This is a genomic window from Homoserinimonas sp. (assembly GCF_056262345.1).
Genome location: NZ_JBACFR010000216.1, coordinates 1 through 5,150, shown reverse-complemented (window position 1 = coordinate 5,150; position 5,150 = coordinate 1). Strand labels below are relative to the sequence as shown.

General features: G+C 66.0%; 6 protein-coding genes. 5 read left to right on the top strand and 1 reads right to left on the bottom strand.

Annotated features, from left to right (window positions below):
* From argG to AC062T_RS10405, 5 genes are all read left to right on the top strand, one after another.
* Positions 1 to 927, top strand: a 927-nt coding sequence (gene argG, locus AC062T_RS10425; protein ID WP_476029787.1) for an argininosuccinate synthase, incomplete at its 5' end; no start/stop codon positions are given.
* Positions 928 to 1,011: 84 nt separating this feature from the next.
* Positions 1,012 to 1,674 (top strand): pentapeptide repeat-containing protein, encoded by a 663-nt coding sequence (locus tag AC062T_RS10420; protein ID WP_476029785.1) that lies wholly within the window; start codon positions 1,012 to 1,014, stop codon positions 1,672 to 1,674.
* Positions 1,675 to 1,758: 84 nt separating this feature from the next.
* The gene (locus tag AC062T_RS10415) at positions 1,759 to 2,601 is read left to right on the top strand and encodes a PIG-L deacetylase family protein (protein ID WP_476029783.1); all 843 of its coding nucleotides are present in this window, start codon (positions 1,759 to 1,761) and stop codon (positions 2,599 to 2,601) included.
* Position 2,602: 1 nt separating this feature from the next.
* Positions 2,603 to 3,271: a TetR-type transcription factor C-terminal domain-containing protein gene (locus tag AC062T_RS10410; RefSeq protein ID WP_476029781.1), complete on the top strand. Its 669-nt coding sequence runs from the start codon at positions 2,603 to 2,605 to the stop codon at positions 3,269 to 3,271.
* 207 nt (positions 3,272 to 3,478) lie between these two features.
* Entirely contained in the window at positions 3,479 to 4,258 is a 780-nt protein-coding gene (locus tag AC062T_RS10405; RefSeq protein ID WP_476029779.1) for an HAD-IIA family hydrolase, read from the top strand.
* 12 nt (positions 4,259 to 4,270) lie between these two features.
* On the opposite strand, the gene AC062T_RS10400 is transcribed toward AC062T_RS10405, so the two are convergent.
* Positions 4,271 to 5,101, bottom strand: a complete 831-nt coding sequence (locus AC062T_RS10400) for a hypothetical protein (RefSeq protein WP_476029777.1) — start codon at positions 5,099 to 5,101, stop codon at positions 4,271 to 4,273.
* Positions 5,102 to 5,150: the final 49 nt, after the last annotated feature.

Sequence of the window (5,150 nt, the reverse complement as noted above, 5' to 3'; positions counted from 1 at the left end):
GAGCTCGGCGGCCGCAAGGAGATGAGCGAGTGGCTGCAGGCGCACGACCTGCCCTACCGCGCCTCCACCGAGAAGGCTTACAGCACCGATGCCAACATTTGGGGCGCAACGCACGAGGCCAAGAGCCTTGAGCAGCTCGACACCGGCTTCGAGATCGTTGAGCCCATCATGGGCGTTGCATCCTGGCGCGAAGACGTTCAGATCGCCGCAGAAGACGTGTCGATCACGTTCGAGGCTGGCCGCCCCGTCGCCATCAACGGCCAGGAGTTCACGGATGCTGTCGCGCTTGTTCTTGAGGCGAACGCGATCGGTGGCCGCCACGGCCTCGGCACGAGCGACCAGATCGAAAACCGCATCATCGAGGCCAAGAGCCGCGGCCTATACGAGGCCCCCGGCATGGCGCTGCTGCACATCGCCTACGAGCGCCTGCTCAACGCGATTCACAACGAAGACACCGTCGCCAGCTACCACAACGAGGGCCGCAAGCTCGGTCGCCTCATGTATGAGGGCCGCTGGCTCGACCCGCAGTCGCTCATGCTGCGCGAGTCGATCGTGCGCTGGGTCGGCTCCGCCGTCACCGGCACCGTGACGATGCGTCTGCGTCGCGGCGACGACTACACGCTGCTCAACACCGAGGGCCCCGCGCTCAGCTACCACCCCGACAAGCTCTCCATGGAGCGCGTGACGGATGCTGCCTTCGGCCCCGAAGACCGCATCGGCCAGCTGACCATGCGCAACCTCGACATCGCCGATTCGCGCGCCCGCCTGGAGCAGTACGCCGCCCAGGGCATCGTCTCGGGCGAGACCGCCAAGCTCATGGGCGAACTCACCCAGGGTGAGTCCGACGAGATCGCGGGCGGCGCCGGCGCTGACACCAACGCGGAGGTCGCCCTCGACCGCGCCGCGTTCGACCTCGGCACCGACTAGCCACCACAGCACACCACAGTTCAGCGAGGTGCTGTGCCCGGGCTGCCCGGGCACAGCACCTTTCGCATTACGGCAGAAAGTCACATGAGCAAGAAGCCTGGCCCCCTCGCCCCTCGTCTCACGGCGCTACGGCTCGCCCACATCACCGACGGCGACCCCGAGGCACTTGAGAGCCACGACAACTACGAGGGTGAGCGCTTCGCCTCCGCCGACCTGAGCGAGCGCGATCTCGCGGGCATTGCATTCAGCGAATGCGAGCTTGTCGACCTCACCGCGCACGCCACCGAACTGCGCGGAGCATCCATCGTCGACACCCGCATCGAGCGGCTCAACGCCCCCGTTCTGAGCGCCGCCCGCAGCCGGTTTCGTGACGTCGAGATCACCGCGTCCCGCATCGGCTCCGCCGAACTCTACGAATCCGACGTGCGCTCCGTGCACTTCAGTCACTGCAAGCTGGGCTTCGTCAACCTGCGAGGAGCCCGCCTCGAAGACGTGCTGTTCACCAACTGCACCATCGACGAATTGGATCTGGGCGGGGCATCCGTCAAGCGCGTCGCGTTCGTTGACACCCAGCTCACGGGCATCGACGTGACCCGCTCCACCCTCGCCGACGTAGACCTCCGCTCGCTCGAGCTGCGCAGCATCACCGGGCTCGAGGGTCTGCGCGGCGCGACGATCAACTCGTACCAATTGGCGGAACTCGCGTCGGTGCTCGCCGCCAACCTCGGCATCCTCGTCGAGGAGTAGAAACCCAAGCGTGTCGAAATACCCTCGGTTTTGCCCGGCTACGGCAGACTGAGGCAGATCGCCACGAGAACCCGGGGAGTTGTCATGCGCAAACGCGTCGTCGCCGCCATCGTTGTCGGGAGCGTGCTGGCCGTCGCCGTTGGCGGCACCTACTGGGCCGGACGCCACCTCTTTCACGAACCGACCGCAGAGGGCGTCGACTCGGTGATCGGCGAGATCGGCGGCACCCGCGTCGTCGGCTTCTTTGCACATCCTGACGACGAGCAGACCGTGAACGGGCTGTTCACCCGCGCCAAGTCGATGGACGGCGCCTACACCTATATGGTCACGGCGACCATGGGCGAGGCCGGGCATCAGACCCCCGTCGTCGCACGCCAAGAAGATCTGGGCATTGTGCGCAAGGCCGAGGCGCTCAAGAACAGCTTCAACCTGGGGGTCGACGGCCATGAGGTGTGGGATTACCCCGACGGCGGTGTGCCCCAGGCCGACGAAGACGAGCTCGTCGAGCGCGTCGTAGCTGTGCTGAAGAAGCAGAAGCCGGATGTTGTGGTCGCCTTCTGGCCAGAAAGCGGCGCGACGGGGCACAAAGACCATATGGAGATGGGTCGCATCACCGAACTCGCCATCGCTGAGCTCGCCGACGCTGGCGGCAGCTACACCGGGCCGAAGCACATCGTCTACACGATCAGCCCCACAGGAGCGCTCTCCGCTTTCGGCGGCGAGGCCGGGGCATTCGTGGTCGAGAACCAGCCAGACCCGACCTATGCAATGCCCGCCGAAGTGGGCAAGAAGCACGAAGGCTGGGCCATCCATTCATCGCAGGAGAACTACATGCAGGAGTCGTACATCCTGCCGACCTGGCTCATCTATGCGCTGTGGGATAACGAGTTCTACCTGGTGCGAGACCTCGAGAAAGATCCGGTCTAGTTTGGGCGCCACGACCTCCGTTCCTCCGGTGCGGCGCAAGCGCCTGCCCAACACCCGCCAACGCCTGCTCGATGCGTCGACGGCGCTGTTCGCGGCCCGAGGGTTCCACGGCACGACGACGCGCGACATCGCGGCGGCCACCGGCATCACGGCGGGTGCCGTCTATGCCCACTACGAGTCGAAAGAGGAGATCCTCTTCACGATCATCCGTGATGGACACAGCGCCATTATCGAGCTGCTCTACGCCGCGATAGCTGAACGAGAGACTCCGCTCGCGCAGACATATGCCGGGCTCAGAATGTTTGCACTCGCCCAGGTTGAGCAGCTCGCCCGCGCCCGAGTGGTGCACTACGAACTCACCTCGCTGAGCCCCGAGCATCTCGAACTGGTGCGAGAGCAGCGACGCGAGATCTTCGCCATCATGGCCAGCACGATCGAGCGCGGCGTTGCCGAAGGGGTCTTCGTGGTCGACAACCTGCCGATGGCGGTGCTCGGCGTGCAGGGAGTGACCATCGATATCGCCCGGTGGTATCCCGTCTCGGACCCGGGAGTGCCCACCTCCCCCGCGCAGATTGCGACCCAGGTCGCCCACATGGGGCTGCGCATCCTGGGCGTCGATGCCGACCAGCTCGCAAAACTCGGCGCGCAGCGGGCCGCCAGACGCGGGTAGTCCGCGCCCCCTTCTCCCTGACTCCCTCTCTCGGCGCGCCCGAAACCCGCTCGGCGCACCCGACACTTCGGGCGCGGGGAGCGGGTTAGGGGCGCGGGGAGCATGTATGCCCCGGCGCGGGATGCCCGGCAGCGGCCGCAGCGGCGGCGGCCGCAGGGGCCGGGAGCCCGGCACCTGGCCGTCAGGCTTCGCCTCTAGGATTGAGGCATGGCAGACCGTAGTGAGATCGAATACTGGCTGACCGACATGGACGGGGTTCTCGTCCACGAGAATCACCCGATCCCCGGGGCATCAGAACTGCTCGCAGAGTGGACCGAGAGCGGAACGCCGTTTCTCGTGCTCACCAATAACTCGATCTTCACGCAGCGTGACCTGGCGGCCCGGCTGCGGGCATCCGGCCTCATCGTGCCCGAAGAGGCGATCTACACGTCGGCGATGGCCACGGCCGACTTTCTCAAGCAGCAGCGCCCCGGCGGCAAGGCCTATGTGATCGGCGAGGCCGGCCTCACGACGGCTATGCACGAGGCCGGTTTCATCATGACCGAGCGTGACCCCGACTTTGTCGTGCTCGGCGAAACCCGCACCTATTCGTTCGATGCCATCACCAAGGCAATTCGACTCATCGGCTCCGGGTCACGGTTCATCAGCACTAATCCGGATGCCACGGGCCCCAGCGCCGAGGGCCCGCTGCCCGCGACGGGTGCGGTCGCCGCGCTCATCACCAAAGCGACCGGCATGGAACCCTATGTGGTCGGCAAGCCGAACCCGATGATGTTCCGCTCTGCGATGAACAGGATCGGCGCACACAGCGAGAAGACGGCAATGATCGGTGACCGCATGGACACCGATATCGTTGCCGGCATCGAGGCGGGGCTGCACACGATTCTGGTCATGTCCGGGATCAGCGACGAGGCCGAGATCGTGCGGTATCCGTTCCGCCCGGACGAGATTCTCACGAGCGTGGCCGACCTGCTTCGGCAGAGCTGAGCGCTCTGCTCCCTACTGCTTCGCCAACAAAGACGCGTCGAGCTTGTCTCCCGCTGAGCGTGTAACGAAGCAGGAGTACCCGCGGTCGCCATTGGCCCACTCTGTAGCGTCGCCCGCATAGGACAGCTGCCAGGTCAGGTCGCTTAGCTCAGCGGCCGCGTCGAAGTCGAGCAGCGTTTCGGCATCGCACAGCGTCGGCGCCAAACCCTGCCAGCCCTCCGCGTCGAGATAGACCGTAACCTCGGGGCCGACCTCTCCGCGGTGCAGCAGTTGGGCCGTGTGCGGTTCGCCGCACTCCACGACTGTGAACTCCTCAGCCCACACCGAGCCGAATGGTTCGACGCACTCGCCGCCCTTGAGTTCTGACCATGCATAGACTCCGGGACCGAGCGTTTGCGGGTCCTGCCCATTGGATGCCGCGGCATCCGGGCCGATTCCCCGGCCGATTGCAGAACCGACCGCAAACAGAGCGACGAACACGATGACGAGGGCGGCTCCGGCGGATGCGCCGATGATCGTCTGCCGCTGGGCGCGGGTGCGCTGGCCCCACCAGGTGGCGAGGCGTGCGCCTGCAGCGCGGACCGCAGATGCCGCTGGCGAGGCGGTCGCGACAGTCGAGGCGGTCGCGACAGGCGCAGCAGCAGCCGCAGCGGCAGGCGCCGCAGCAGCCGCAGCCGTGCCCACTGCGTCCACAGCTCGAGTCTCTGCGCCGCCACCCGGGCCTATTGGAGGCGCTACGAAGGGATTGCTGTCGTCGTATTCGCGAAAGTTGTCGCTGCCAAACAGCTCGGCGAGGCCACCGTCATCGACGACGGGTTCGTCTTCGGAGCTGTCGCGCCTCATAGACGAGGAATGCTACTTCTCTAGGCCCAGATCAGCAAGCGAAATGGCG

Bases quoted from the DNA above. Each gene is read 5' to 3' on its own strand.
- AC062T_RS10420 (WP_476029785.1), top strand. From the start codon at position 1,012: ATGAGCAAGAAGCCTGGCCCCCTCGCCCCTCGTCTCACGGCGCTACGG.
- AC062T_RS10415 (WP_476029783.1), top strand. From the start codon at position 1,759: ATGCGCAAACGCGTCGTCGCCGCCATCGTTGTCGGGAGCGTGCTGGCC.
- AC062T_RS10405 (WP_476029779.1), top strand. From the start codon at position 3,479: ATGGCAGACCGTAGTGAGATCGAATACTGGCTGACCGACATGGACGGG.
- AC062T_RS10400 (WP_476029777.1), bottom strand. From the start codon at position 5,101: ATGAGGCGCGACAGCTCCGAAGACGAACCCGTCGTCGATGACGGTGGC.